The 25,279-nt window shown below is 71.5% G+C and carries 22 protein-coding genes; 9 read left to right on the plus strand and 13 right to left on the minus strand.

What is annotated here, in order from left to right; all coding sequences use genetic code 11:
- Positions 1-13: 13 nt before the first annotated feature.
- From ACIBG7_RS16995 to ACIBG7_RS17005, 3 genes are read right to left on the minus strand one after another with little or no spacing between them, the layout of a single operon-like run.
- Positions 14-904, minus strand: coding sequence for an NAD-dependent epimerase/dehydratase family protein (locus tag ACIBG7_RS16995; protein WP_397336797.1), 891 nt, complete (start codon positions 902-904; stop codon positions 14-16).
- A 3-nt stretch (positions 905-907) separates the two neighbouring features.
- Positions 908-2,035, minus strand: a complete 1,128-nt coding sequence (locus ACIBG7_RS17000) for a cytochrome P450 (protein ID WP_397336798.1) — start codon at positions 2,033-2,035, stop codon at positions 908-910.
- Between the two features lie 37 nt (positions 2,036-2,072).
- Entirely contained in the window at positions 2,073-3,038 is a 966-nt protein-coding gene (locus ACIBG7_RS17005; protein WP_397336799.1) for a 3-oxoacyl-ACP synthase III family protein, read from the minus strand.
- 168 nt (positions 3,039-3,206) lie between these two features.
- Here ACIBG7_RS17005 and ACIBG7_RS17010 point away from each other — a divergent pair, with 168 nt between their 5' ends.
- Positions 3,207-4,577: an MFS transporter gene (locus ACIBG7_RS17010; RefSeq protein WP_357928608.1), complete on the plus strand. Its 1,371-nt coding sequence runs from the start codon at positions 3,207-3,209 to the stop codon at positions 4,575-4,577.
- 14 nt (positions 4,578-4,591) lie between these two features.
- Here the strand turns inward: ACIBG7_RS17010 and ACIBG7_RS17015 are convergent, their stop codons facing one another.
- Positions 4,592-5,137 (minus strand): hypothetical protein, encoded by a 546-nt coding sequence (locus ACIBG7_RS17015; protein WP_397336800.1) that lies wholly within the window; start codon positions 5,135-5,137, stop codon positions 4,592-4,594.
- Between the two features lie 51 nt (positions 5,138-5,188).
- A complete protein-coding gene (locus ACIBG7_RS17020) occupies positions 5,189-5,830 on the minus strand; it encodes a hypothetical protein (protein ID WP_357928614.1) in 642 nt (213 codons plus the stop codon).
- 176 nt (positions 5,831-6,006) lie between these two features.
- Between ACIBG7_RS17020 and ACIBG7_RS17025 the strand changes: the two genes are divergently transcribed.
- Complete coding sequence (locus ACIBG7_RS17025) at positions 6,007-6,924, plus strand: serine hydrolase domain-containing protein (RefSeq protein WP_397336801.1); 918 nt, start codon at positions 6,007-6,009, stop codon at positions 6,922-6,924.
- On the opposite strand, the gene ACIBG7_RS17030 is transcribed toward ACIBG7_RS17025, so the two are convergent.
- Complete coding sequence (locus ACIBG7_RS17030) at positions 6,846-7,778, minus strand: LysR family transcriptional regulator (protein WP_397336802.1); 933 nt, start codon at positions 7,776-7,778, stop codon at positions 6,846-6,848. The genes ACIBG7_RS17025 and ACIBG7_RS17030 overlap by 79 nt on opposite strands.
- Before the next feature lie 71 nt (positions 7,779-7,849).
- On the opposite strand from ACIBG7_RS17030, the gene ACIBG7_RS17035 reads away from it, so the two are divergent.
- Complete coding sequence (locus ACIBG7_RS17035; protein ID WP_397336803.1) at positions 7,850-8,710, plus strand: 4-hydroxy-tetrahydrodipicolinate synthase family protein; 861 nt, start codon at positions 7,850-7,852, stop codon at positions 8,708-8,710.
- A 35-nt stretch (positions 8,711-8,745) separates the two neighbouring features.
- Here the strand turns inward: ACIBG7_RS17035 and ACIBG7_RS17040 are convergent, their stop codons facing one another.
- Positions 8,746-9,912, minus strand: coding sequence for an FAD-dependent monooxygenase (locus tag ACIBG7_RS17040; protein WP_397336804.1), 1,167 nt, complete (start codon positions 9,910-9,912; stop codon positions 8,746-8,748).
- A 52-nt stretch (positions 9,913-9,964) separates the two neighbouring features.
- Between ACIBG7_RS17040 and ACIBG7_RS17045 the strand changes: the two genes are divergently transcribed.
- Together ACIBG7_RS17045 and ACIBG7_RS17050 are read left to right on the plus strand one after the other, a co-directional pair.
- The gene (locus ACIBG7_RS17045; protein ID WP_397336805.1) at positions 9,965-10,432 is read left to right on the plus strand and encodes a MarR family winged helix-turn-helix transcriptional regulator; all 468 of its coding nucleotides are present in this window, start codon (positions 9,965-9,967) and stop codon (positions 10,430-10,432) included.
- A gap of 150 nt (positions 10,433-10,582) precedes the next feature.
- Positions 10,583-12,211, plus strand: coding sequence for a TlrC/CarA/OleB/SrmB family ABC-F type ribosomal protection protein (locus ACIBG7_RS17050; RefSeq protein WP_397336806.1), 1,629 nt, complete (start codon positions 10,583-10,585; stop codon positions 12,209-12,211).
- A gap of 21 nt (positions 12,212-12,232) precedes the next feature.
- Here the strand turns inward: ACIBG7_RS17050 and ACIBG7_RS17055 are convergent, their stop codons facing one another.
- The 3 genes from ACIBG7_RS17055 to ACIBG7_RS17065 are packed head-to-tail and all read right to left on the minus strand — an operon-like array spanning position 12,233 to position 19,835.
- Positions 12,233-17,050 carry a DNA repair ATPase gene (locus ACIBG7_RS17055; protein ID WP_397336807.1) on the minus strand — a complete coding sequence of 1,606 codons (4,818 nt, stop codon included), beginning with the start codon at positions 17,048-17,050 and terminating at the stop codon, positions 12,233-12,235.
- Between the two features lie 47 nt (positions 17,051-17,097).
- Entirely contained in the window at positions 17,098-19,281 is a 2,184-nt protein-coding gene (locus ACIBG7_RS17060; RefSeq protein WP_397336808.1) for an SPFH domain-containing protein, read from the minus strand.
- Positions 19,281-19,835: a hypothetical protein gene (locus tag ACIBG7_RS17065; RefSeq protein ID WP_397336809.1), complete on the minus strand. Its 555-nt coding sequence runs from the start codon at positions 19,833-19,835 to the stop codon at positions 19,281-19,283. Before ACIBG7_RS17065 ends, ACIBG7_RS17060 begins: the two co-directional genes overlap by 1 nt.
- A 140-nt stretch (positions 19,836-19,975) precedes the next feature.
- Between ACIBG7_RS17065 and ACIBG7_RS17070 the strand changes: the two genes are divergently transcribed.
- Both ACIBG7_RS17070 and ACIBG7_RS17075 read left to right on the plus strand, forming a co-directional pair.
- Positions 19,976-20,869: an NADP-dependent oxidoreductase gene (locus ACIBG7_RS17070; RefSeq protein ID WP_397336810.1), complete on the plus strand. Its 894-nt coding sequence runs from the start codon at positions 19,976-19,978 to the stop codon at positions 20,867-20,869.
- Between the two features lie 94 nt (positions 20,870-20,963).
- Entirely contained in the window at positions 20,964-21,392 is a 429-nt protein-coding gene (locus ACIBG7_RS17075) for a rhodanese-like domain-containing protein (protein ID WP_397336811.1), read from the plus strand.
- Between the two features lie 72 nt (positions 21,393-21,464).
- Here the strand turns inward: ACIBG7_RS17075 and ACIBG7_RS17080 are convergent, their stop codons facing one another.
- Complete coding sequence (locus ACIBG7_RS17080) at positions 21,465-21,992, minus strand: CGNR zinc finger domain-containing protein (RefSeq protein ID WP_357928647.1); 528 nt, start codon at positions 21,990-21,992, stop codon at positions 21,465-21,467.
- A gap of 80 nt (positions 21,993-22,072) precedes the next feature.
- Between ACIBG7_RS17080 and ACIBG7_RS17085 the strand changes: the two genes are divergently transcribed.
- Both ACIBG7_RS17085 and ACIBG7_RS17090 read left to right on the plus strand, forming a co-directional pair.
- The gene (locus ACIBG7_RS17085) at positions 22,073-22,927 is read left to right on the plus strand and encodes an alpha/beta fold hydrolase (protein WP_397336812.1); all 855 of its coding nucleotides are present in this window, start codon (positions 22,073-22,075) and stop codon (positions 22,925-22,927) included.
- Positions 22,924-23,469: an HPP family protein gene (locus ACIBG7_RS17090; protein WP_397336813.1), complete on the plus strand. Its 546-nt coding sequence runs from the start codon at positions 22,924-22,926 to the stop codon at positions 23,467-23,469. Before ACIBG7_RS17085 ends, ACIBG7_RS17090 begins: the two co-directional genes overlap by 4 nt.
- Positions 23,470-23,486: 17 nt before the next feature.
- Here the strand turns inward: ACIBG7_RS17090 and ACIBG7_RS17095 are convergent, their stop codons facing one another.
- The gene (locus ACIBG7_RS17095) at positions 23,487-24,395 is read right to left on the minus strand and encodes an aminoglycoside phosphotransferase family protein (RefSeq protein ID WP_397336814.1); all 909 of its coding nucleotides are present in this window, start codon (positions 24,393-24,395) and stop codon (positions 23,487-23,489) included.
- Positions 24,395-25,273: a 1,4-dihydroxy-2-naphthoyl-CoA synthase gene (locus ACIBG7_RS17100; protein ID WP_357928658.1), complete on the minus strand. Its 879-nt coding sequence runs from the start codon at positions 25,271-25,273 to the stop codon at positions 24,395-24,397. Before ACIBG7_RS17100 ends, ACIBG7_RS17095 begins: the two co-directional genes overlap by 1 nt.
- Positions 25,274-25,279 lie beyond the last annotated feature (6 nt).

A 25,279-nucleotide genomic window follows, 5' to 3' on the forward strand; every position in this document is an offset into this window, starting at 1 on the left:
AAGCCGGTTCAGGTCACCAGGTTGCTGCGCCGGTGAAGGAGGTGGGGGCGGGGGCGTAGCCGAGGCGGTCGCGGGCTCTGGAGATGTCGAGGGTGCGCTCCACCGCGAGATGGCCGACGGCGTAACGGGTCAGCCGGGGCGTGGCCGACAGCCGCTCGCTCACCACGGCCACCGCATGCGCCAGCCGGGCGGGCAGGTAACGCGGGACGGCGTCGATCTCGCGCTCGCGCAGGAGGGCCCGCAACGCGTCGTCCAGCCGCACCGGCTCGGCGTCGGTCACGTTGTAGACGGCCGGTTCCGGGTGGTCCACAGCCAGCAGGCAGGCCCGGACGAGGTTGTCCACCGCGGTGAGGCTGACGAGTTGGTCGCCCCCGCCGACCGCGAGCAGCCACCGGCCCCGGACCGCGCCCAGCACCCGGGGCAGCAGCGTGGTGTCGCCGGGCCCGTAGACCGCGTGCGGCCGCAGGATCACCGCCCGGCCCGCGACCAGCCGCTCCGCCGCCGCCTTCGAGGCGCCGTAGGCGTTGACGTACCGCGCCACCGGCGCCTCCTCCTCCCGCGCCCGCACGGTCGGCCGGATGGGGTCGTAGACGCTGGCCGTGCTCACGTGCACCAGCCGCGCGTCCGGAAAGGTCTCCAGCACGGTCCGGGTGCCGGTCACGTTCGCCCGCCAGATCTCCGCCGCATCGCCCCAGTCGGTCACGCTGCCGGCGCAGTGCACCACCGCGTCCACCCGCAGCTCGGGCCGGGGCCCGCGGGTCAGGTCCCAGGATCGGTACGGCACGCCGCCGGTCTCGGCGTGCGCGCGGCGGCCGAAGGCGAAGACCTCCCAGCCCCGCGCCGCGGCGGCCCGGACGACCGCCCCGCCCACGAACCCCGACGCCCCGGTGACGGCGACCCGCACGGCTCAGCTCGCCTCGATCCACAGGTATGCATAGGTGGGCAGCAACACCCGCCGGGCCGCGCGCCGGCGCACGATCCGCACGCGGTGCCGCAACACGACGCCCGCCACCGCCCGGATCTCGGCCAGCGCCAGCGGGTAGCCGATGCAGAAGTGCGGCCCGGCGCCGAACCACAGCCGCCGCAGCTCGGGCGGGTGCGGCCGGCCGGGGTCGAAGCCGCCGTAGGCGCGGGCGCACGAATGCGTGGCGATCACGACGCGGTCGCCCGGCCGGACCGGCACCCCGCCCACGGCGGTCGGCCGGGCCACCGAGCGCAACATCACGGGGGTCGGTGTCGTGATCCGCATCGCCTCCTCGATCGCCCGGTCCAGGTCGAGCCCGGCATCCAGGGCGTCGTGGTCGTGCAGCAGCGCGATCAGCCGGGGGACGAAGGTGGCCACCGTCTCGGTGCCGGTCAGGAAGAAGGCCCCGGCCGCGCCGCGCGCCTCGGCCTCCGACAGGCCCAGCTCCCGCATCCGGCCCATCACCGTCGCCGGGTCGCCCGCGTGGTAGGCGGTGGCGGCGATGTCCCCGATCTTGTCCAGCACCTGCTTGGCGAGGCCGACCTGGCGCTCGGAAAGGCCACGGGTGCGCAACGACACCATCGACACGACCCGCTCGCCGTCGGCGAACAGCTCGCGGGCCTTGGCCTCCGAGACCTCGCCGAGGCCCACCGCGCGGCAGATCACCGCGCCGGCCATCAGCCGCATCGTGTCCACCAGATCGACCCGCTCGCCCCGGCCCAGCCGGGCGTCCAGCTCGGCCAGCGGCCCGGCCAGCACGTCGGCCACCAGCGAGCGCACCGACGCGGGGGTGAACAGCGGCGCCAGCTTCGCGCGCAGCGCCGCGTGCGGTTCGCCCTCCATGTTGAGCAACACCGACGGTCCCAGCACCGGCGTCCACAGGTCGCCCGGCGAGCCCGGGCCGTCCTTGCGGAAGTCGGCGTCCATCAGCACGGTCCGGGCGACGGCCGCGTCGTTCACCACCACGCCCAGGCCCGGGACCCGCACCACCGGGCCCATCCTCGCCAGCAGCCGCAGCAGCGGGTAGGCGACGGGATGGGCGGCGAGGTGGAGCCGGGTCTCGTGGTTCACGTTCCTGATCTCGGGGTGCGGGGTGGTCGGTGGGGGTTCACATCTCGGCGAACATGACGCCCAGGCTGATCCCTCCGCCGAGGCCGAGCATGGCCACCCGATCGCCCGGCCGCCAGCCGCCCATGGACAGCTGCAGCGGCAGGGTAGCCGACGCGCAGTTGCCGTGCTCGGGCAGGCTCAGCACCAGCTTCTCCTCCGGGATCTCCAGCGACCTGGCCAGGAAGTGCAGGTACGGCAGAGCCACCTGGTGCACGGCCACCATCGCGAAGTCGTCCCAGGTCAGGTCGGTCTGCTTGAGCGCGTTGAGGAACAGCGTCGGCCCGACCAGCTCGAAGGCCTCCTTCAGCCGCCGCCCGTCGCCGCGGAAGTAGCTGTACTCGGGGTCGCGGGGATGGGCGGTGCCTCCGCCGGGCAGCGTGCCGATCGCCCACGCGGTGGAGTCGGCCGAGAAGTCGCGGTAGAAGATCCCGCGCTGCGGGTCGGCCGCCAGCAGTACCGCCGCCCCCGAGTCGGAGAGCGTGTAGCCGGCGAAGGAGTCCACGAACTGTGCCCGGTCTCGCACCTGCCACCGGATCGCCCGCGACGGGACCTCGCCGGTGACCACCAGCACCCGCCGATGGGCCCCGGTGAGGATCAGCGCCTCGGCCACCTGGACGCCGTTGAGCAGGCTGTTGCAGGCGTTCTTGACGTCGAACACCGGGCAGCTCAGACCCAGCTTGGCGGCGACGATGTGCGCGGTGGCCGGTTCCACCATGTCCTGGGAGGCCGAGGCGAAGATCAGCAGATCCACGTCGCTCAGATCGGTCCCGAGGTTGGTGGCGGCGGCTGCGGCCAGGTCAGAGGCCTGCTCGTGCGGGGCCGCGACGTGGCGCCGCCTGATGCCGGTCATCCGCTCCACGATCCCTCGCGGCGGCCGGAACCCCTCGATCCTGCGCTCGACCTCGTCGCTGGCCAGCGTGTCCTTCGGGAGGTGGACGGCGGTGTGGGTGATCCGGGCTTTCATCCCAGGCAATCTAGTGGGCGCGGATTGCAGAGCGGTTGAGTCCCTCTTGCGGGGATCGGACGGCATTTGTCGGGGGCTTCTGGGTATCGCGTCACCGGTATGACGGGCACAGTCACCACCAAGGTCCCCGCTCGCCTTGACCGGCTTCCATGGTCTCGATGGCACTGGATGATCGTTATCGGTCTCGGCACGGTCTGGATCCTCGACGGTCTCGAAGTGACCATCGTCGGGAATCTCTCCGCCCAGCTCGCCAAGCCGGGCAGCGGTCTGGAAATCACCCAAGCCCAGGTAGCCGGGCTCGCCGCGGCCCTCTACGTGGCCGGCGCCTGCACGGGGGCGTTGTTCTTCGGCTGGCTGACCGACAAGTTCGGGCGCAAGCGGCTGTTCATCATCACGTTGCTGGTCTACCTGGTGGCCACGGCGGCCACGGCCTTCTCCTTCAGCGCCTGGTGGTTCTTCCTGTTCCGGTTCCTGACCGGGTTCGGGATCGGCGGGGAGTACGCGGCGATCAACTCGGCGATCGACGAGCTGATCCCCAGCCGGCACCGGGGGCGGATCGACATCATCATCAACGGCAGCTTCTGGCTGGGCGCGGGCATCGGAGCCCTGCTGACCGTGCCGTTGCTGAACAACTTCGCGGTGAACGTCGGCTGGCGGATCGCCTTCGGGCTGGGCGTGGTGCTGGGCGTGGGCATCCTGCTGGTGCGCAAGAACGTGCCGGAGAGCCCGAGGTGGTTGTTCATCCACGGCCGGGGCGAGGAGGGCGAGGCGATCGTCCGCGACATCGAGGAGGAGGTCGAGCGCGAGACGGGCGCGCGGCTGCCGGAGCCGGAGACCTCGATGACGATCCACACCCGCAAGTCGATCGGCTTCGTGCGGATCGCGCACACGCTGGTTGCGCTCTATCCGAAGCGCACGGTCCTCGGGTTGTCGCTCTTCCTGGGGCAGGCCTTCCTCTACAACGCGATCACCTTCGGCTACGCGCAGATCCTGTCCACCTTCTTCGGGATCGACACGAACACCGGCTACTACTTCGCGGTCATCTGCGTCGGCAACTTCCTCGGGCCGTTGCTGCTCGGGCCGCTGTTCGACACCGTGGGACGGATCCCGATGATCTCGGCGACCTACATCGGGTCGGGGCTGTTGCTGCTCGGCACGGCGTGGTTGTTCAACCAGGGCGTGCTGACCGCGGTCACGCTGACCGCGTGCTGGTGCGTGGTGTTGTTCTTCGCCTCGGCCGGGGCGTCGGCGGCCTACCTGACGGTGAGCGAGATCTTCCCGATGGAGACGCGGGCCATGGCCATCGCCTTCTTCTACGCCATCGGCACCGCGGCGGGCGGCATCGCCGGGCCGCTGATCTTCGCCTCGCTGGTGGAGACCGCGGACCCGAGCAAGACGGCGCTGGCGTTCGCCATCGGAGCCGGTGTGATGATCGCGGCGGGCATCGTGGAGTTGCTCCTGGGGGTGAAGGCCGAGCGGCGCGGCCTGGAGGAGATCGCCGCGCCGCTGTCCACCGCACCGGCCTCCAGCCCCGCCTGAGCGGCGGGGCCGGGTCAGCCGGTGAGGGCGGAGACCTCCGTCAGGTCGCTCAGGTACAGGTGCGGCACCGCGACGAAGACGTGCATGGGGCCGCAGCCCAGGCCGAGATTCCGCGCCATCCCGGCCTGGACGTCTGAGAGCGGCACATAATTCAGGTAGCTCGTGTAGGCGTTCTGCGAGCGGAACGCGGCGGTGAGGACGAGGCGGTCCTGCCGGATCCGGAAGGCGACCCCGGCCAGGCAGGGCACCTCGTTGGGCGGCTCGGCCGGCCGGGTCAGCGAGATCCAGGCGCTCTTGCTGTACGGCTTGCGTCGCAGCACGTCGGCGGCCCAGGTGAGCTGCCCGTTGATGCGTTCGCCGTAGCTGTACTTGAAGGGCGCCACGACCTGCTCCTCGGTGAACTTGCGCGCGTACAGGGCGGCCTTGGCCGGGTCGCCGTGCCGGGCGAGGAGCGGGTCGTCGTGGCTGATCTGCTTGATGGTGAACAGGACGGCGGGCGCTTCGAGGATGGGCCCGCGGTCGTCGTCGGCGGGCGTGCCGTACGCCCGGACATGCCGCATGAGCCACAACCACGCCTCCCCACAAGACGCCCATTCGACGGGGCCGTGCATTCAGTTCTCCAGGTAGGGATCGTGGGGAAGGCGCCGGCGCCGGGTGACGTTGCAGCGCACGTAGTAGACCGAGTAGTGCACCAGCGCGACCATGAGGATGCCGGTCAGCAGCAGGAGCAGGTGGGGCGCCTGGCCGCTGAGGCCGGTGACGCCGACGGTGAGGTAGGTGGAGTTGACCAGGGCGAGCATCATCACGTTGATGCCGGGCCAGGTCAGCGGGGCGTAGGTCTCGGGGAAGCGCGGGTCGAGCGGCAGGTTGGGCACCCAGTCGAGCTGGTCCCGCAGCCGCGTGGTGTACAGCAGCCGGAAGTTGTTGATCGCCCGGGCGGTCCTGGCGTGGGCGTTGACCGCTTCGATCATGCGCAGGAAGGGCAGCACGCCGAGCAGGCCGAACGCGGCGACCAGGGCGAAGAGGTACCACGGCACCTCGTGCCAGGAGGTGAGGCTGGCCGGGTCGATGACCTTGGTGCTCGCCAGGGCGATGGCCGCGGCGAACGGCACCGACAGCAGGCTCATGGCCAGCCGCGTCATCTTGAGCCGCTCGTCCTTCGCGGCGAGGTGCACCGCGTAGATGCCAGTGAAGTCCACTGCGACGAGAGGCAGGAACTCGCTCGTGTCGAGGAGTTCCGCTGGGGATGTCATGCGAGGGGGCGTCTTCCGCATGATGCGCTCCTGAACCGGGGTTCCTTCAGTATGCGCACTTTGCCGGGCATTTCCAGGGCTTTCTTGCCATTTGTTCCAACAAATCTCAACTGGCATGGGTCAACCACAGTCAAGGGCTTGTGGCTGACACCGTGTGAGGCTTTAGACAGGGACGTATGACTCACGACTGGACAAGCGACGCCTGGCACCCGGCCCTCCACGGCCTGGTCGTACGGCGTGGCGGCGAGATCATCCACGAGCGGTACGGCGAGGGCGAGGACTTCCACCTCGACCAGGCGCTCGGCCACGTGACCTTCGGGCCGGAGACGCTGCACGACATCCGCTCGGTGACCAAGAGCGTGGTCGGCCTGCTGTACGGCAAGGCGCTGGGCGACGGCCAGGTCGCCGCCCCCGAAGAGCCGCTGATGGCGCAGTTCCCCGAGTACCCCGAGCTCGCCGGCCGGACCGAGCTGACCGTCGAGCACGCCCTGACCATGACGATGGGCTTGCTCTGGGACGAGAGCGCCCCGTACACGAGCACGGCCAACAGCGAGATCGCGATGGAGTTCGCGCCCGACCGCTTCCGCTTCATCCTGGAGCAGCCGCAGGTCGAGCCGCCGGGCCGTACCTGGACCTACTCCAGCGGCGCGAGCGCCCTGGTGGCGCGGCTGATCGAGAAGGGCACCGGCCTGCGGCTGGACGACTACGCCAGGAAGGTGCTGTTCGAGCCGCTCGGCATCGACCGGTTCGAGTGGTCGGCCGGGGCCGACGGGGTGGTGCGGGCGGCCTCGGGGTTGCGGCTCACGCCCCGCGACCTGGCCAAGATCGGGCAGTACGTGCTCGACCAGGGCATCACGATGGAGCCGCACTTCAAGATCGCCGACGAGTTCTGGTACGCGCACCAGTGGTACCTCGGGCCGACGCCGCAGCCGTGGATGGGCGGGTTCGGCAACGGCGGGCAGCGGCTCTACGTCGTGCCGAGCCTCGACCTGGTCGTCGCGGTCACGGCCGGGCTCTACAACCTGCCGATCGAGGAGCAGGGCGCGCCGAGCGGGAAGGTCGTCGAGGCGATCCTGGCCGCCATGGCGCGCTGAAAGGCGCTGATCGCGGGATGCCCGCCGTACCCGCGCCGGAAGGCGATCAGGGTGCGGCGGCTGATCGGCAGCGGCGTCAGCCGTACCCCGGCGGGCGGGGCCGGCGCCGCCAGGCGCGGCACCAGGGCGACGCCCTGACCGGCGGCGGCGAAGGTGAGCACGGTGTCGAAGTCGTCGATGTAGTGGCGCACCCGGGGCTCGAAACCGGCGGCGTGGCAGGCGCGCACGGCCATCGTGTGGCAGAGCGTGCCGGGCTTGCTGAGGATCCACGGCTCGTCCCGCACGTCGGCGAGCGAACCGGCGGCGGCCGGATCAGCGGGGGCGGTCCGGGCGGCGCGGGTGGTCAGGTAGATCGGCTCGCTGAACAGGGGCGCGCACTCGACCCCGGCATCCACCACCGAGGGCACGAAGTCGTACTCGTGGATCAACGCCACGTCGAGCTCACCCGCTCGCAACGCCGCCGAGACGTCGGCGGGGTCGATCTCGGTGACCATCGGTTCGAGCCCCGGCGGCAGCTCGGCGAGCGCCGCCGGGACCAGCGTGCGGGTGACGGTCGGGAAGGCGCCGATCCGGAGCGGCCCGGTGGGTCCCTCCCGGGTGGCCGCGAGCGCCGCCGAGGCCCGGTCGAGCTCCTCCAGCACGGCCTGCGCGTGCTCGACCAGCAGTCGCCCGGCCGGGGTGAGCGTCACCGTGCGCCCGGTGCGTTCCAGCAACGGCACCCCGGCCTCGCGCTCCAGCGCGGCGAGCTGCTGGGAGACGGCCGAGGGGGTGAAGGTGAGCGCCTCGGCCACCGCGGCGATCGTCCCGCGGTGGGCGAGTTCGCGCAGCAGGCGCAGCTTACGAGGGTCCAGCATCAGGTCAGCTTACGCTCGACGGTAGAAACCTGAACTGGACCTGCACGATGCTCCGGGGTCAGGCTCGTTCCATGCTGAACGGAATCTTCGTGCCGCTGATCACGCCCTTCACCGCCGAGGGCGAGGTGGCGCTGGACGCGGTGGAGAAGCTGGGCCACCACGTGCTCGACCAGGGCGCGGCCGGGCTGGTCGCGCTGGGCACCACCGGCGAGGCGGCGACCCTGACGGCCGCCGAGCGCGCCGCGGTGATCGAGGTGTGCGCGCGGGTGACCCGCGAGCGCGGAGTGCGGTTGATCGTCGGCGCGGGCGGCCCGGACACCCGCGCGACCGCCGTAGCGCTGCGCGACCTGCCCGCCGGAGCCGCCGCGCTGGTGACCGTGCCGTCGTTCGTCCGGCCGGGTGAGCGGGGGGTGATCGCGCACTTCGAGGCGCTGGCGGCGGAGTCGCCGGTGCCGATCGTGATCTACCACATCCCGTACCGCACCGGGCAGGCGCTGAGCGGGCGGGCGTTGCGGCGGCTCGGCGCGTTGCCGATGATCGCCGGGGTCAAGTACGCCGGGGGCGGCGTGGACGGCGAGACGATGGACCTGCTCGGTGACCTGCCGCCGGACTTCGCGGTGCTCGCCGGTGACGACGCGGTGGCCTCGCCGCTGCTGGCGCTGGGCGCGGCCGGGGGCATCCTGGCCTCGGCGCACCTGGCGACCGGGGAGTTCGTGGAACTGGCCGGGGCTTGGGCGGCGGGGGACGTGGTGCGCGCCCGGGCGATCGGCGGGCGGCTGGCCAGGCTGTCGGCGGCGCTCTTCGCCGAGCCCAACCCGACGGTGATCAAGGGGGTGCTCGCCGCCCAGGGACTCATCCCGACGGCGGGGGTGCGGCTGCCGCTGCTCCCGGCGAGTCCGGAGACGGTGGCGGCGGCCCTGGCACTGCTCTGACGGGCTTTCCCCAGAACAGGTCTTCGCAGGAAGGGTCAGACGAGGTCGACGTGGTGGTGGAAGAGCCAGGTCAGGTTGGTCTGGCTGGCCGTGCGCTTGAGGAAGAACGGCATCATCAGGTCCCGCAGCACCCGCCCCACCGGCCCGGCCGCCTTGTTGTTGCTGATCTGCCGCGAGTACGCCACCACCCGCTCGACCCGCTCGCGCCGTGCCCGCTCGAAGGCGGTGAAGGCCCAGCCCGGGTCCCGCTCGGTGCTCAGGCAGCGGGCCAGGACGATCGCGTCCTCGGCGGCCATCGAGGCGCCCTGCCCGGCACTGGGTGAGGTGGCGTGGGCGGCGTCGCCGGTGAGGATGACCCGGCCCCGGTGCCACAGCGGCAGCGGCGGCAGGTCGTAGATCGGCACGGCGGGGTCGATCCTGGTGCGGGTGAGCAGGTCGGAGGCGGCGATGAAGTCGTCGGCGAACGCCTCGACCAGCAGGGGCCGCCACGCCTCGACCGACTTGGCCGGGGCCGGGACGTCGCCGAGGGCGCGGGGCAGGTTGGCGAACCACCAGGTGTCGCCGGACTGCGCGACCGTGTAGCCGAAGAACGCCCGCTTGCCGAAGATCATGTGATAGACCCCGACCTCGCCGGGCAGGCCGCCGTCCTTGACCAGGCCGCCCAGGCTGTACAGGCCGCTGTAGCGCGGCGCCGGGGCGCCGGGGTCGAGGACCTGGCGGGTGCGGGAGTGCACACCGTCGGCGGCGACCAGCACGTCGCCCCGGGCGCTGGTGCCGTCCTCGAAGTGGGCGGTCACGCCGGTGCCGGTGTCGTCGAAGGAGACCAGGCGCTTGCCGAAGGTGATCGGGATCTCTCGCGCCAGGGCGGTGTCGCGGACCACACGGTAGAGGTCGGACCGCTGGATGGTGTGGCTCACCGTGCCGTCGTCCAGAGCCATCCCGTTGGGCACCTCGCCCAGGCGTTTGCCGTTGCCGTTCCACATGACCATCTGCGGAGTGGGGATACCTGCAGCCATGACCGCTTTGTGGGCGTCGAGCACGCGCAATGCGTCGAGCCCGTTGGAGGCGACGTTGAGGAAGGAGCCGACGCCCACGGCGCTGTCGCCGTAGGCCTCGTAGATCTCGGCGTCGAGGCCGACGCGCTGGAGTGCCATCGCGGTGAGCGGGCCGCCGATGCCGCACCCGATGATCAAAACCTTCATGGTGATATCCTTTCGTTCGCTTGAACGAAATATTAGGCAGACGGGAGACGGCGTGTCCAGATATATTTCGGAGCACCGAAAGAAATTGCTCGACGACCTCACCGTGGCCGGGCGGGAGAACAGCCAGGCGGCCGTGATGTTCCATAGCGCGGTCGCCGCGCGCATGGGGCTGGGGCCGAGCGAGGAGAAGACCCTCGACCTGCTGCAGCGGCGTGGCCCGCTGAGCGCGGGCGAGATCGTGCAGCACACCGGGCTCGCCCCGGCTTCGGTGACCGGGCTGATCGACCGGCTGGAGGCCAAGTGGTACGTGCGCCGGGTGCGGGACGCGCGGGACCGCCGGCGGGTCATGGTCGAGATCAACCCCGAGATGCTCCACGGCGGCGAGGACCTGTTCGCGACGCTGGTGAACGGGCTGGCCGAGCTCTACGAGGGCTACACCGACGAGCAGTTGGAGCTCATCCTCGACTTCCTCAACCGGGTGACCGCCATTCAGACGGCGGCGACCGCCGAGATCTCCTGAAGAATTTCTAGACGAGACGTTGCGTCTTGTCTTGGGTTTGTGTACCGTAACGCCCATGTTGTCGTTCCTGTGATCGCCGTACGGCGTCGAGCCCCGCTCCGCCGTACCACGCCGCCCTCAGCCATGCCGAGACAACAGGAGCACGCTTACATGCGTACCGCGCAACTCACCCTTGACTCCGTCACCAAGCGTTTCGACGACCGGGTCGTCCTCGACCAGGTCTCCCTCACCGTCAAGCCCGGCGAGAAGGTCGGGATCATCGGCGACAACGGCTCCGGCAAGAGCACCCTGCTCAAGCTGGTCGCCGGCGTCGTCGCGCCGGACAACGGCGAGCTCACCGTGAGCGCGCCCGGCGGGATCGGCTACCTCGCCCAGACCCTCGACCTGCCCGTCGAGGCCAGCGTCCAGGACGCCGTGGACCTGGCACTGGCCGACCTGCGGGAGCTGGAAGCCCAGCTCCGCGCGGCCGAGGCCGACCTCACCGACCTCGACGCCTACGGCGAGCTGCTCGCCCGCTACGAAGCCCGCGGCGGGTACGAGGCCGACCTGCGGCTCGACATCGCCCTCGACGGGCTGGGCCTGCCCGGCCTCGACCGGTCGCGGGCGCTCGGCACCCTGTCCGGCGGCGAACGGGCGCGGCTCGCGCTCGCCGCGGTGCTGGCGTCGTCGCCCGAGCTGCTGCTGCTCGACGAGCCGACCAACGACCTGGACGACCAGGCCGTCACCTGGCTGGAGAACCACCTGCGCGGGCATCGCGGCACGGTCGTCGCGATCACCCACGACCGGGTGTTCCTGGAGCGGATCACCGCCACGATCCTGGAGGTCGAGGGCGGGCAGGTGCGGCGGTTCGGCAACGGCTACGAGGGCTACCTCGCGGCCAAGGCGGCCGAGCGGCAGGCGATGATCCGGGCCTACCAGGACTGGCTGCTGGAGATCGACCGGCACAGCTCGCTGGTCACCGCGAACGCTGGGCGGCTGGCCGCCATCCCGCGCAAGGTCACCCAGGCCGGGATGGGGACCGGCGCGTGGCGGGCCCGCTCGCGCAGCCACGGGGCGATGAGCCGGATCCGGCAGTCGCACCAGCGGCTGACCGCGCTGCAGGACAACCCGGTCGCGCCGCCTCCCGAGCGGCTCCGCTTCACCGCGGCCATCGGCCACCCGCACGAGAACCCGGACGGGCACCAGCCGGCCCGGGCGGTGGCCGAGCTGGTCGACGTGCGGGTGGGCTCGCGGTTGCGCCTGCCGTACCTCACCGTGGGGCAGGGCGAGCGGCTGCTGGTCACCGGGCCGAACGGCGCGGGCAAGTCCACCCTGATGCGGGTGCTGGCCGGCGAGCTGACGCCGGGCGGCGGCACGGTCGCGGTGCGGGGGAAGGTGGGCTACCTCCGCCAGGAGGAGACGCCCTGGAACCCGGCCCTGCCGGTGCTGCGGGCCTTCGCCCAAGGCCGGCCGGGCGACCCGGCGGAGCACGCCGAGCTCCTGCTCTCGCTGGGCCTGTTCCACCCCGGCGACCTGCGGCTGCGGATCGGGGAGCTGTCGTACGGCCAGCGGCGGCGGATCGAACTGGCGCGGCTGGTGACCGAGCCGGTGGACCTGCTGCTGCTGGACGAGCCGACCAACCACCTCTCGCCCGCCCTGGTGGAGGAGCTGGAGGAGGCGCTGGAGAGCTACACCGGCGCGCTGGTCGTGGTCACCCACGACCGGCGCATGCGGGCCGGCTTCTCCGGGCGGCACCTGGAGCTGGACGCGGGCCACGTGGCCCACCTCCAGGCCGCCTGACCGGCGGGGCCGCGCAAGAGGTCACTCGCCGCGGATGGCGGAGCCCACCTCGCTCACCCGGTCGGCGAGCAGGCCGATCGCGCCGACGGCGCGGGTCATCGGATCGTCCTCGGACCCTCCGAGGGCCCGCGCCCGCAGGTACGCCTGCTTGATCGCCGCCCACCGGGCCGCCTGCTCGGGCGTGAGCGTGCCGCGCAGTTCGGCCAGCTTGAGCAGGTTGGCTTCGGCGTCGCTGGTGAGCGTCTGCGCCTCGCCGACGTAGTGGTCGTCGATGACCGACTCCAGCTCGGCGTCGTTCATCGCCGGCACGATGCGCTCGGCCAGCTTGTTCATGTTGCGGTAGGAGCCCTGCAGCTTGAAGGGCGGCTCGGTGCGGGAGTCGTCGGACTGCGCGGCCGAGGCGATGTAGGCCTGGTTGTTGGCCAGCACCACCTGCTGCACCCGCACCAGCTTGCGCAGCACGCTGAGCACCTGGTCGAGCTCGACCTTGGAGTAGGGGTGGGTGAGCTGGTCGGGCCGCACCGCCGAGTCGCCGCGGGCCAGCCGGACCAGCAGCTCGACGTCGGCTCGGTCGCGGGTGGACAGCGGCGCGAGCACCGGGTTGGAGGTGAGCGCGTTGTCGATGTAGCTCAGCGCGAACAGGTCGTCCCGGCCGCTGAGCACGTCGCCGAGGTTCCAGACGTCGGCCCGGTTGGAGAGCATGTCGGGGATGCGGAAGCGCTGGCCCGACTCGGTGTAGGGGTTGCCGGCCATGCAGACCGCGAAGCGCTTGCCGCGCAGGTCGTAGGTGCGGGTGCGGCCGTTCCAGACGCCCTCGATACGGCGCTGGGCGTCGCAGAGCGAGATGAACTTCTGCAGCAGCTCGGGCGAGGTGTGCTGGATGTCGTCCAGGTAGAGCAGCGTGTTGTTGCCCGACTCCAGGGCGAAGGAGATCTTCTCCACCTCCTGGCGGGCGGTGGCGTTGGGCGCCTCCTCCGGGTCCAGCGAGGTGACCTCGTGGCCCAGCGCCGGGCCGTTGACCTTGACGAAGAGCAGGCCCAGGCGGCTGGCGACGTACTCCATCAGCGTCGTCTTGCCGTAGCCGGGCGGGGAGATGAGCAGCAGCAGCCCCATCTGGTCGGTGCGCTTGCCGGACCCGGCCGCGCCGAGCTGCTTCGCCAGGTTGTCGCCGATCAGCGGCAGGTAGACCTCGTCCAGCAGCCGGTTGCGCACGAAGGCGCTCATCACCTTGGGCTTGTACTCCTTTAGCCGCAGCCGGGACTTCTCGGCCTGCACCAGCTCGTTGCGGCGCTTCTGGTAGGCGCGGTAGGCCGGGACGCGCTCCTCGCGGAAGGCCTTGGCGCGCGGCAGCAGCTCGTCGAGGCGCAGCTCCAGCTTGCGCTCGCTGATCCGCGGGTGCGTCCCGAGCAGGCCCTCGACCGTCGCGGTCAGCGTGGCGCTGGAGTCGTACCTGGGCAGCTCGGCCAGCAGCAGCGCCACCGCCTCGGGCAGCTCGGCCGAGTCGTCGAAGGCCGCCAGCCACGCCTGGGCCAGTTGCACCCGGTACGGCAGGCCGAGCTGTTCGAGGTCGTGGTCGAACTCCTTGGCCCGCGCCGGGCCGAGCGCCTGGCGGAAGCGGTCGAGCAGAGCGCGGGCCGCGGCGCTGGTGACGAAGCCGGGCGGGGTGGCGGCGAGCTCCTCGACGAGGTACTCGCCGGCCAGGCCGGCCATCCCGGCGGAGTGGTCGGGGGAGAGCGTGGTGAGGAAGGCCGTGACCGCGGTGGCGAGTTCGTCGGTGAACTGGTCGAGCGCGGGCGAGGCGCCGAACGCCTCACGGGCTCTGACCAGCGACGACGCCCGGATGGTCAATGTTTTACGTGAAACCTCGTCCACGCCGTGGGCCCAGTAGAGCTGTGCCGCCGCCCGGGCCGCGGGCGGGTAGCGCAGCAGCCCGGCTCCGGCGGACAGGCGGACCAGCGCGTCGAGGATGAGGGTGGCGTCGTGGTCGTGCACGCCGCGCTCGTAGCCCTCGTCGTAGCGTTGCTCGGCGGCTTGCCGTACCAGCGAGGAAAGATCGGCGCCGGGCTGCGCGGCAGGCAGCAGCGAGGCGGCCAGGTGCTCGGCCCGGTAGACGTCGGGCGTCTCGGACACGACGAGCTGGTCCCAGAAGGGCCGCGTCTCGGCGAAGGCGGGCGGCGCGGGGGAGCGGTAGTCGGTGCCGGTGATGGAGAAGTGCATCTCCCCGTCGTGCGGCACGAGGGTGAGGTCGATCGGCTGGGTGTTGACCGCGAAGGCGTGCCGGCCGAGCCGCAGGGTCTCGCCGCCGTCGGTGAACAGGTCGAGCCGGTCGCGCAGCGAGCGTCCGGCCTCCTGCTGGGCGGCCTTGACCCGGCCCTCCAGCTCCTCGGCCCGTACGGCGTCGCCCAGCGTGCGCAGCTCGGCGGCGACCGAGGCGAGCTTGGTGACCATCGGGTCGGTGGCGAAGTAGGTGTTGACCTCGTCCAGCGAGGCGAGGGTGGCCACGCGGCGCGACACGCTGGACAGAATGCGCTCGGCGGAGGTGAACAGCCGGTCGGCGCGGCGGGTGCGGTCGTCCAGCAGTGACTGCTTGCGCGCGGAGAAGGCCTCGTAGACGTCGTCGCGCTTGTCGGCGAGCTGGGTGGCGAAGTCGTCGAGCTCGCCGAAGCGGGATTCGAGGTTCTCGACCTGGAGCATCAGCTTGCCGAGCTGCTCGTCGCAGCGCTCGGGGGTGTCGGCCATGGCCAGCGCGCCGGTGACCGCTTGGCCGAACAGCGCGAACTCGGCGGCGAAGGCGGCCCGGCCCTCGGTGGTCATGAGCTCGCGGCGGCGGCCTTCGAGCAGGGCGCGGGCGCGGTTGACGCCGGCGACGACCTCGCCGATGCGCGACAGGATCGCGGTGCGGACGGTGGCGTCGGCGATGTCGAGGGAGCCGACCACCTCGGTGACCACTTCGAGTCCCTCGGCCTGGGCGGCGAGCTTCTCGGTGACCGGGGCGGCCCCGGCGACGGTGGTGATCGCGGCGGCGTCGGCGGCGAGCTGGTCGACGGCGGCGTGGTAGCCGGTGAAGGCCTCCTCGCCCTGGAGGAAGGCGACCGCGCGCTCGCCCACGGAGGTGAGCTCGGCGGCCAGGTCGGCGACGAGCCGGTCGAGCTGGGCGGTGTCGAGGTAGCGCACCTCGCGCAGGCCGACCAGCCGGCCCTGCGCCCGGCGCAACGTCGCCAGCGAGGCGACCCAGGCGTCGGCGGTGGCCGGGATGTCGGCGCGGGCCTGCCGGATCAGCGTGGTCGTCTCGGCGGTGGCCTCGGCCAGCCGCGTCGCGGCCTGGGCGGTGAGCTGCTCGACCTTCTCGTACTCGTCGAGCACCTGCTCGGCGGTGGCCCGCACGTCGGCCAGCGGGGTGCGCAGGCCCTGCTCGCCGAGCCAGTGGTAGGCGTCGAAGGCGCGCGTGCAGGACGCGATGAGCGCCTCGAACATGGCCAGCGAGGGCGCCATCTCGTCGGCCATCCGCGCGACCGACAGGCAGTCGGAGATGCCGCGCACCAGCTCGGCGTTGCCGATGCGCTCAAGCGGGCCGGTGCCGGCGGGCTGGGCGGCGGCGTAGGTGTCGGAGACGTACGGCGTCTGCCAGACCTGCATGGGGTGCACGCGGGTGGGCTCGTCGGAGGTCGCGCGGAAGATGACCATCGTGCCGTCGTCGAAGATCGAGTAGCCGTGGCACGGGATCGGGTTGGCGACCTCCTTCCTGATCACGTTGTACGGCAGGAGCAGCGAGCGGCCGTCGCCGCGCGCGTGGAAGACGTAGAGCACGTCCTCCCCGTTCGGCGAGCGGATGGCGCGCTCGAACTCCAGGTCGGTGACGTCGGTGTCGAAGGTCTTGCTGATCCCGGTGGCCAGGTAGTACCCGCCCGGGAAGATCAGCCCCTGGTCCTCGGGCAGCCGCTGGCAGGCCTGGCCGAGCCCGTCGAGCCGGACCACGGTCCTGGTGCGGGTGTTGAAGACCAGGTGCCGCCAGACCGTCTCCTTGTACGGCTTGACCCGCAGCAGGATCAGCGGCCCGACGCGGGCGTGCTCGACGTCGGCGTCGGCCAGCGACTGCAGCTTCTCCTCGACCGGCTCGGTGTAGATGCCCTCGCCGGACTCGGTGTTGTTCTCGATCTTGATGGTCAGGTCTCCGCCGACCGTCTCGACGAAGACCTCGTTGCCGATGGAGATGTGCGGGTGGCGGCCCAGGATGTGGTCGTCGCGGGTGGTGGGGATCCACTCGAAGTCGTGCGAGGGCGGGAAGACGTGATCGCGCTCGCCCCGGTTGTCCAGGTACCTGGGCGTTCCGGCGGTGTCGACGGACCACCGCAGCACCCTGGTGTCGCTGGGCCCGGTCTGGAAGACCGCCAGCAGCTTGCCCTCGACCCGCCGCAGTTGCAGCAGGCGGGTCTCCTTGTAGTAGCGGTACAGCTCGGCGAAGTCCTTGCGGAAGCCCGGCTCGGCCAGCGTGGCGAGCTCCGCCGGGTCGAAACGGAAGGCCGCGCCGTCGCGGGTGAAGCGGTGCACGGAGAAGACGTCGTCGACCGCGGTCTCCGACTTCAGGCCGATGAACACGTTGTAGCCGAAGAGCATCACGTCACCGAGCGAGACGATGTCCCTCGGGACGCAGTTGTTCTCCGTGCGCAGCCGCTCGGTGCCCACCAGGGTGAGCTCCGAGCCGCCGAAGACGCCCAGCCGCTGGGCGTTGAGCTCCTCGGCGGCCTCGGCGAGCTGCTTCGACTGCGCCAGCAGGCGGTTGCGCAGCACCTCGTAGGTGCCGGCTTCCAGCCCGGTCGTCTCCGTGGAGACCGTGGTCATCGATCAGTCCTCCGTGCTAGCTCCGTGCTTGCCAGTGCTCGCCGAGATCAGGCCCGCGCGGCGGCGAGGGCCGCCATGGGGGCGTCGGCCACGCCGAGCCGCCTGGCCGTGTCGAGCAGCTCGCTGAGCTTGGAGCTGTCCGGCCCGCCGTCCTGGATGAGCTTGAGCAGCAGCGCGGAGAGCGTGAGGTTCTTCAGGTCCTCGCTGGACACCCCGCCGATGATCCGGCTGAGGTCGTCGGGCAGGCTCGCCGACCCGTTGAGGTACGGCTGGGCCAGCGTCGAGGCGATGTCGGAGTGCTCGACGAAGCCGTCCACGACCTTGCCCGCGGTGATCGAGCCGACCACCCGGTCGAAGAACATGGTGTCGCCGCCGACGATGTCGATGTTGGCCTTCGACAGCCCGGCGGAGATGACCGCCGCCTGCGACTCGGCGATCTGCCGGTTGACGTCGATCTGCTTGAGCCGCACGTCGCGGTCGGCCTCCAGGCGGAGCCTGAACTCCTCGTGGGTGCGGGAGGCCTCGTCGAGGGCGGCCAGGGCCGCGGCCTTCTCGGTGAGACCTTCGGCCTCGGCCTTGAGCTTCTCGCCCACCGCCGACGCCTCCGCCAGGGCCATCGCGGTGGCGCCTTCCGCCTGCGCCTTGAGCTTGGCCGCGGTGCCCTCGGCCTCGGCCCTGAGCTTGGCGGCCTCGGCGCCGGCCAGCGCGGTCTCGCCGTCGGCCTGGGCCTTCAGCCGCTCGCCCTCGACCAGAGCCATGGCGCGGGCGCCCTCCGCCTCGGCGCGCAGCTTCTCGCTGAGCACCGCGGCCTCGGCGCGGCCCACCTTCTCGGTCGCCTCGGCGTCGCGCTCACGCACCTGGACCCTCGCCAGGCCCTCGGCCGCCGCCGACGCCTGCACGCCTTCGGCGAGCCGGATCTTGGCCCGCGCCTCCAGGTCGGCGGCCTGCTGCCGGGCCTCGGCCAGGACGAGCTCCTCGCGCGCCTTGAACTTCGAGGCGGCCTCGGCGGCCTCGGCCGCCTTGATGTCCTTGACCAGGTTCTCCTGGGCCTCGGCCTCGGCGGCGATGATCGTGGTCTGGCGCAGCCGCTCGGCCTCCTCGATGGCGCGCAGCTTCTTGATGCCCTCTTCCTGCTCCGCGACGGTCTTCTCGACCACGATGCGCTCGCGGACCACCTCGGCGATGGAGCGCTTCTCGGTCTCCAGCTCCTTGTCCTTGGAGATGCGCGACAGCTCGGTCTCGCGCTCGCGGGAGATCACTTCGAGCATGCGGTCCTTCTCGATCCGCTCGCTCTCGATGGCGATGACGCGTTCCTTGTTCTTGGCGGCGACGGCCACCTCGCGCTCGCGGTTCTCGTGCTGGATGCCGAGCTGCTCGTCGGTCTTGATGTTCGCGGCGGTGGCGCGCAGCCGCTCCTCGGCCTGGACGCGGGCGATCTCGGCTTCCTCGCGGGCCTTGAGCGTCTCGATCTCGCGCTTCTGCTTCATCTCGGCGTCGGCCTGGCGGCGCTTGAGCTCCAGGATGGCCTCGGCGGCCTCGACGTTCTGCCGGGTGATCTCCTTCTCCTCGGCGCGCTGGAACTCGTTGGTGCGCACGTGCTCCAGGGCGGTGAGCTCGGTGATCTTCCGGATGCCCTGCGCGTCGAGGATGTTGCTCTTGTCGAGCGAGAGCAGCGCGGTCTGCTCCAGGTAGTCGATCGCGGCGTCCTCCAGGCTGTAGCCGTTGAGGTCGGTGCCGATCAGCCGGACGATCTCGTCGCGGAACTCGTCGCGCTTGGTGTAGAGGTCGACGAAGTCGAGGTGCTTGCCGGCCGTCTTCAGCGCCTCGGAGAACTTGGCGTTGAACAGCTCCTGCAGGGTCGTCTCGTCGCTGGCCCGCTCGGTGCCGATCGCCTGGGCGACCTTGATGACGTCCTCGGCGGTCTTGTTGACGCGGACGAAGAAGGTGATCCGGATGTCGGCCCGGATGTTGTCGCGGCAGATCAGGCCCTCACGGCCGGTCCGGGCGATCTCGATGGTCTTCACCGAGATGTCCATGGTCTCGGCCTTGTGCACGACCGGCCAGACCACCGCGCCGGTGAAGGTCACGTCGACCCGGTTGACCTTCGAGATGATCAGCGCCTTGCCCTGTTCGACCTTGCGGAACAGCCGGCTCACGATGACGAGGAGGCCGATGACGACCAGGAGGATGACGGCGAGCACGATGCCCAGGCCGCTGGTGAGGATGTCCATCAAAGTTGCCTTTCGAAGGGCATGACGTAGAAGAACTCGCCGTTCGCGTCGTACTCGAAGATCAGGGCGGTCTCGCCCCGCCCCAGGACGTCGGAACCGGTGGTGCGGACCTGGATGATCGCCGTGGACCCGTCCGTCGCGGTGACCTCGGCCTGGCCGAAGGCGCCCGTGACCTCGCCGGTGCGGATGACGCACGACTGCCCGACGAAGTCGACGCGCGAGGGCTGCTTGCCGTCGGGGAAGAGCTTGCGCAGCGGGATGACCAGGAGCCGGGTGATGTACCAGGCCCCGGTCAGCGCGACGGCCAGCACCGCCACCCGCAGCAGGGTGTGCGAGACCAGCAGCCCTCCGGCCAGGGAGAGGAACCAGGCGATCGGGATCAGCAGCGACAGCGTGACGCCCGCCGGCACGCCGCCGAGCCCCAGCCAGGGCAGCTCGTCGTCGAGCTCGGCCAGGCCGGTCAGCACGATCAGCCAGTAGGCCACCACGACCAGCAGCAGAAAGGTGAACACCACAGCCGGAAAGTCGAGTGCGGCGTCGATGAAGTCGCTCATCGGCTCCCCGTTTGTCCCCGTAAAAGCGGAAGGCCGACTATATCCCCGGTAACCATCGCTTTTCAGTATTCGAGGCGGTATTGCAGTCGACTTGCGACCTAGTTGACCTCAACCTTGGTTGAGGTAGCACGCTGGTCGCCATGAGAGCTGCCGCGTTCGAGATTCCGGGATCCCCGGAAGTGCTGAAGGTCATGGAAGTGCCCACCCCGCAGGCGGGGCCCGGGCAGGTCAGGGTGCGGGTGAAGGCGGCCGGCGTCCAGCCGTACGACGCCGCGGTGCGGGCCGGCTGGGTGCCGGCGGGCGTGACGGACGTGCTGCCGCGGATCCCGGGCAACGAGTTCGCCGGGGTGGTGGATCAGTCGGACTCGCTGCCGGTGGGCACCGAGGTGCTGGGCTTCACCCAGCTCGGCGCCTACGCCGAGTACGTGGTGGTGCCGGCCGACCAGGTGACGCCCAAGCCGGCCGGGCTGGCCTGGGAGACGGCCGGCGGGCTGACCGCCGGGGTGCAGACCGCGGAGATCGCGATCGACAACCTGGCGGTGGGGCCGCAGGACACGCTGCTGATCCACGGCGCCTCGGGGTCGGTCGGCACCGCGGCGGTGCAGATCGCGCGGATGCGGGGCGCCCGGGTGATCGGCACCGGGCGACCGGAGAACCACGAGCACCTGCGGGCGCTGGGCGCGATCCCGGTGGCCTACGGCGAGGGTTTGCGGGAGCGGCTGGCCGGGCTCGGGCCGGTCACCGTGGTGCTCGACGCGGCCGGGGGCGAGGCGCTGGACCTGTCGCTGGAGCTGGTCGGCGAGCGCAAGCGCATCCTCACCCTGGTCGAGCACGGGCGGGCCGCCGAGCTCGGGGTGCGGGTGACCGAGGGCGTGCGGACGGCCGAGCGGCTGGGGCGGTACGCGGCGCTGGTGGCCGAGGGGCGCTTCGCCTTCCCGGTCCGGCGGGCCTACCCGCTGGAGCGGGCGGCCGACGCGCACCGGGAGATCGAGACCGGGCACGGGCGGGGCAAGGTCGTGGTGGTCGTGGCGTGATCTGAGCGGTCAGCGGCGTTCCCGCCACTGCCGGGCGGGCGGGCGTGCCTGGAGGATGGGGGCTACGCCGTACCTGACCTGGAAGGACTCGCTCATGAGCACCGACGCCATCGCGTACTACACCGCCCGCCTCGCCTACGAGACCGACGTCTCCGACGTCGCCGGCGAACTGGCCGCCGGCACGGAGGGGCTGGTCGTGGTGGACACCAGGAACCTGGAGAGCTGGGAGCAGGGCTTCATCCCGGGCGCGCTGCACCTGCCCACCAGGGAGATCGCGGCCCGCGCCGAGGCGGAGATCCCGCGCTCGGCGCGGGTGGTCACCTACTGCTGGGGGCCGGGCTGCAACGGGGCGACGAAGGCCGCGCTGGAGTTCGCCAAGCTCGGCTACCAGGTGAAGGAGATGCTCGGCGGGTTCGAGTACTGGGCCCGGGAGGGCTTCGAGGTGCAGACCGCCGACGGCGTGAGCCGGCCGCCGATCGACCCGCTGACCGCTCCCAAGTCGGGCATCGCCTGTGCGTGCTGAATAGGCGCAGGTGAAAGCCTGCCGGAAGCTGGCGCCCCCGACCGGACACACCTGTCGGGGGCGATCGTTTTCTTACCCCGTCTGACCTCGGTCAACCAGATTCCGTGATCGCTGGTTGAAACGACCCACCTTGGCGCGGTTCCCGCAGCCCTCCATGGAGCACCAGCGCCTGCTCCCGTTCTTGCTGACGTCCAGGAACCACAGCACGCACTCCGGGTTCGCGCACTTGCGCACCCGCTCGGGCCGCTCGCCGAGCAGCCGGACGAAGGCCGCCGCGCTCACCCAGGCCGCGTGCCACGCCGGGTCGGCCACGATCACCTCCTCGTACGGCACGCCGTCCCGCAACCGGGGCCGCACCGAGCCGCGGTCGAGCACCGCGTCGAGCTCCCGCTGATCGCCGGCCAGCGCGGCCCGCATGGCCGCCCGCGTGGCGCGCAACGGCTCGCGAACGGCCTCCGCGTCGCCGGGCAGGCCGAAGGCGGCCAGCCACTCGGCCACCCGGGCGACGTCGTCGAACCAGTCCACCGGCTCCCCGTGCTCGACCCAGTCGGTGTCGACCAGGTCCAGCGGGAGCGGCTCACCGAGCAAGGGTCTCTTCATGTAACCACTATATCTCCGTTGACTGGTTAATGCTGGGAGTGCTAGCTTAACCGGCGTAACAACTTTTGGAGGTTAATCCCATGAAGCATCAGACCCTTGACGTCGACGGCTTGGAGATCTTCTACCGCGAGGCCGGCGACCCGTCCGCGCCCACGTTGCTCCTGCTGCACGGCTTCCCGACCTCGTCGGTCGCCTACCGCACGCTGATGGAGGAGCTGGCCGGGGAGTTCCACCTGATCGCTCCCGACTACCCCGGCTTCGGGCTGAGCTCCGCGCCCCCGGTCGAGGAGTGGGACTACACCTTCGACCACCTCGCCGACGTGGTGGACGCGCTGCTCGACCGGCTGGGCGTCGAGAGGTTCGCGCTGTACGTGCACGACTACGGCGCGCCGGTGGGCTTTCGCCTCGCCCTGCGCCACCCGGAGCGGGTCACCGGGATCATCACCCAGAACGGCAACGCCTACGACGAGGGCCTCACCCCGTTCTGGGCGCCGATCAAGGAGTACTGGGCCGAGCCGACCCCCGAGAACGGCGACGCGCTGCGCGGCCTGTTCACCCGGGAGGCCACGCACTGGCAGTACACCCACGGCGTGCCGGACGTCGCGCACGTCGACCCCGCGCTGGAGCTGCACGACCAGGCGTTGCTGGACCGGCCGGGCAACCAGGAGGTGCAGCTCGCGCTCTTCCTGGACTACGGCACCAACCCGCCGCAGTACCCGGCCTGGCAGGAGTACCTGCGCACCCACCAGCCGCCGGTGCTGGCGGCCTGGGGCGAGGGGGACGAGATCTTCGGGCCCGACGGCGCTCGGGCCTTCGCCCGTGACGCCAAGGACGCCGAGATCCACCTGCTGGACGCGGGGCACTTCCCGCTGACCACGCGGCTGGCGGAGAGCGCGGACCTCATCCGCGCCTTCCTGCGCCGCCTGCCCCGATGACCGGCCCCCGGCCGCTGCCCGGCCCGATGACCGGCCCGATGACCGGCCCCCAGCCGGTGCCGGCCGTCGCGACCGGTCCCCAGCCGGTGGCCGCCGCGCCCCGGACCGGCCGGGCCGCGCTGCTGATCACCGGCGTGGCGCTGGCGCAGTTGCTGCTGCTGGCCGCCATCACCGCGACCACCGGCCTGCACCTGTTCGCCCTGCCGTTCGCGGCCAGCGCGGCGATCGTCGCGCTGGCTCCGGCCGCCCCCTTCGCCCAGCCCAAGGGCATCCTGGTCGGTCACCTCACCGCGACCGTCCTGGCCCTGGCCGTCACCGCGGCGGCCGGCCCGTCGGTCTGGGCGGCGGCGGTCGCGGCGGGGCTGTCCCTGGCTCCGATGGTGTTGCTCAAGGCCCCGCACCCGCCCGCGGTGGCGACCGCGGCGCTGGTCGGCCTGACCGCTCCGGAGCCGCTCTTCCTGCTCAACCCGGTGCTGGCCGGCAGCCTGGTGGTGATCGCCGCGGGGTGGGTGCTGACCAAGGCCACCGGTCAGTGGCGCTGAGGCCGGGACCGGCTCGCTCAGCCGCGCCGGTACAGCGCCTCGGCCAGGGCGAACTCGTCCTGGTTGAGCTCGCTCTCGCCGTCCTCGATGTCCCACAGGGTGTTCTGGAGCACCCGCCCCAGCGTCCAGCCGACCGCCCGCGCCCGGTCGAGGCCGAGCATCTCCACCAGGAGGTCGAAGCGCTTGACCGAGTCGGCCACCCCGTCCCAGCGGTTGCCCAGCGCGGGCAGCAGGTCGAAGCCCGGGTCGCCGGCCAGCGGCTTGGGGTCGATCGCCAACCACGGCTCGCGCTCGGCGGCCAGGACGTTGTCGAAGTGCAGGTCCCAGTGGAGCAGCCGGTCGCCGGGCTCGGCGACGAGCTCGCGCACCGGCCCGGCCACCAGGTCGAGCCAGGGCCGGTCGGCGGGCGAGATCCGCTCCATCGCCCACGGGACCTGCTCCAGCATCGCGCCGGCGATGTCGCGCAGGTGCCGCAGCCCGGCCGGCGCCGGGTGCGCGGTCAGCCGGGCCAGCAGGCCGCCCAGCAGCTCGGTGGCCGTCATGACGTCGGGGTGGGTCTCCAGCGTCGGGCCGGTCAGCCGCTCCAGCAGCAGCACGTTGCCCAGCCCGGACGGCCCGGCGGCGGGCAGCGTCTCCTCCGCCAGCAGCCGCACGATGCCGTCGCCGTCCCAGGCGCGCAGCCCCGGCCCCTCGGTGAGGTTCTCGTCCGTGCCCGGGGACAGTTTCAGTACGGCAGGCGTCCCGTCGGCCCGCAACACCGGCACGACCAGGGACACCACGCCGTGCATGGCGGCGCCGTCGACGCGCAGGTCCCAGCGGGTGACGAAGTCGCCGACCAGCCCGGGCAGCGCCGCCGTCCACTCCGGACCCGACTCGTGGGCGCACTTCGCGTGGTGGGCGGCCAGCTCGGCCGGGACGTCGATCATCAGAAGTGCCAGGGGTAGGGCGACCAGTCGGGTTCGCGCTTCTGCAGGAAGGAGTCGCGCCCCTCGGCCGCCTCCTCGGTCATGTACGCCAGCCGGGTGGCCTCACCGGCGAAGAGCTGCTGGCCGACCAGGCCGTCGTCGACCGCGTTGAAGGCGTACTTCAGCATCCGCTGGGCCATCGGCGACTTGCCGTTCACCTTGCGCGCCCACTCCAGCGCGACCCGCTCCAGGTCGGCGTGCGGGACGACCGCGTTGACCATGCCCATGCGGTGCGCGTCCTCGGCCGAGTAGGTGTCGCCCAGGAAGAAGATCTCCCGGGCGAACTTCTGCCCGACCTGGCGGGCCAGGTAGGCCGAGCCGTACCCGCCGTCGAAGGAGGCGACGTCGGCGTCGGTCTGCTTGAAGCGGGCGTGCTCCTGCGAGGCGAGGGTGAGGTCGGAGACGACGTGCAGCGAGTGGCCGCCGCCGGCCGCCCAGCCGGGCACGACGCAGATGACGACCTTGGGCATGAACCGGATCAGCCGCTGCACCTCCAGGATGTGCAGCCGCCCGGTCGCCGGGGTGCCGTCGGCGTACTGGTAGCCGTCCTTGCCGCGGATGCGCTGGTCGCCGCCGGAGCAGAAGGCCCAGCCGCCGTCCTTGGGCGAGGGGCCGTTGCCGGTGAGCAGCACGCAGCCGACGTCGGGCTGCTGGCGCGCGTGGTCGAAGGCGCGGTAGAGCTCGTCGACGGTCTGGGGCCGGAAGGCGTTGCGCACCTCGGGCCGGTTGAAGGCGATGCGCACCGTCCCCTGGTCCACCGCGCGGTGGTAGGTGATGTCGGCGAAGTCGAAACCCTCGACTTCCTTCCACGCCGCGGCGTCGAACAGCTCGGAGACCATGGCGGA

The organism is Nonomuraea sp. NPDC050328 (assembly GCF_044459405.1).
Classification (GTDB): Bacteria; Actinomycetota; Actinomycetes; order Streptosporangiales; family Streptosporangiaceae; genus Nonomuraea.

Excerpts from the sequence above, each read along its gene's own strand:
- ACIBG7_RS17025 (WP_397336801.1), top strand. The coding sequence starts at position 6,007 with ATGACTCACGACTGGACAAGCGACGCCTGGCACCCGGCCCTCCACGGC.
- ACIBG7_RS17050 (WP_397336806.1), top strand. The coding sequence starts at position 10,583 with ATGCGTACCGCGCAACTCACCCTTGACTCCGTCACCAAGCGTTTCGAC.
- ACIBG7_RS17075 (WP_397336811.1), top strand. The coding sequence starts at position 20,964 with ATGAGCACCGACGCCATCGCGTACTACACCGCCCGCCTCGCCTACGAG.
- ACIBG7_RS17085 (WP_397336812.1), top strand. The coding sequence starts at position 22,073 with ATGAAGCATCAGACCCTTGACGTCGACGGCTTGGAGATCTTCTACCGC.
- ACIBG7_RS17065 (WP_397336809.1), bottom strand. The coding sequence starts at position 19,835 with ATGAGCGACTTCATCGACGCCGCACTCGACTTTCCGGCTGTGGTGTTC.
- ACIBG7_RS17080 (WP_357928647.1), bottom strand. The coding sequence starts at position 21,992 with ATGAAGAGACCCTTGCTCGGTGAGCCGCTCCCGCTGGACCTGGTCGAC.
- ACIBG7_RS17035 (WP_397336803.1), top strand. The coding sequence starts at position 7,850 with ATGCTGAACGGAATCTTCGTGCCGCTGATCACGCCCTTCACCGCCGAG.
- ACIBG7_RS17010 (WP_357928608.1), top strand. The coding sequence starts at position 3,207 with ATGATCGTTATCGGTCTCGGCACGGTCTGGATCCTCGACGGTCTCGAA.
- ACIBG7_RS17090 (WP_397336813.1), top strand. The coding sequence starts at position 22,924 with ATGACCGGCCCCCGGCCGCTGCCCGGCCCGATGACCGGCCCGATGACC.
- ACIBG7_RS17005 (WP_397336799.1), bottom strand. The coding sequence starts at position 3,038 with ATGAAAGCCCGGATCACCCACACCGCCGTCCACCTCCCGAAGGACACG.
- ACIBG7_RS17060 (WP_397336808.1), bottom strand. The coding sequence starts at position 19,281 with ATGGACATCCTCACCAGCGGCCTGGGCATCGTGCTCGCCGTCATCCTC.
- ACIBG7_RS17100 (WP_357928658.1), bottom strand. The coding sequence starts at position 25,273 with ATGGTCTCCGAGCTGTTCGACGCCGCGGCGTGGAAGGAAGTCGAGGGT.
- ACIBG7_RS17055 (WP_397336807.1), bottom strand. The coding sequence starts at position 17,050 with ATGACCACGGTCTCCACGGAGACGACCGGGCTGGAAGCCGGCACCTAC.
- ACIBG7_RS17030 (WP_397336802.1), bottom strand. The coding sequence starts at position 7,778 with ATGCTGGACCCTCGTAAGCTGCGCCTGCTGCGCGAACTCGCCCACCGC.
- ACIBG7_RS17095 (WP_397336814.1), bottom strand. The coding sequence starts at position 24,395 with ATGATCGACGTCCCGGCCGAGCTGGCCGCCCACCACGCGAAGTGCGCC.
- ACIBG7_RS17040 (WP_397336804.1), bottom strand. The coding sequence starts at position 9,912 with ATGAAGGTTTTGATCATCGGGTGCGGCATCGGCGGCCCGCTCACCGCG.
- ACIBG7_RS17020 (WP_357928614.1), bottom strand. The coding sequence starts at position 5,830 with ATGACATCCCCAGCGGAACTCCTCGACACGAGCGAGTTCCTGCCTCTC.
- ACIBG7_RS17070 (WP_397336810.1), top strand. The coding sequence starts at position 19,976 with ATGAGAGCTGCCGCGTTCGAGATTCCGGGATCCCCGGAAGTGCTGAAG.
- ACIBG7_RS17015 (WP_397336800.1), bottom strand. The coding sequence starts at position 5,137 with ATGCGGCATGTCCGGGCGTACGGCACGCCCGCCGACGACGACCGCGGG.